The 250-nt window shown below is 76.8% G+C and carries 1 protein-coding gene; it reads right to left on the bottom strand.

What is annotated here, in order from left to right; translation table 11 throughout:
- A partial coding sequence (locus DEIPI_RS38855) for a P-loop NTPase family protein (protein WP_169737012.1) occupies positions 1 to 250 on the bottom strand: 250 nt, incomplete at both ends.

Here is a 250-nt window from a genome sequence, read left to right as displayed (position 1 = left end):
GAGCGGCAGGAGCGGGATGCGGCGCTCGGGCTCGTCCGCGCCGTGCCGCCACGTGGTGTCGTCGGCGAGCGTGACGAGGCCCACGACGGGCAGACCGCCCGACAGGAGCGCCTCCTGCACCCAGGCGTGGCTGGCCGGGTCGAGGCAGTCGGGGTCGTCGACGGCGACGACGAGGCCCGCGCGGCGCTTGTCGTGCAGGTAGCCGCGCAGGCGCTCCACGAGCGACACCTCGGGCGCGCGTTCGCCCAGG

Origin of the sequence: Deinococcus pimensis DSM 21231, assembly GCF_000519345.1 — a bacterium.
In the GTDB taxonomy this organism is placed as follows: domain Bacteria; phylum Deinococcota; class Deinococci; order Deinococcales; family Deinococcaceae; genus Deinococcus_A; species Deinococcus_A pimensis.
The sequence above is the reverse complement of the archived record's forward strand: the minus strand, read 5'-3'. Positions and strand labels throughout refer to the sequence as shown.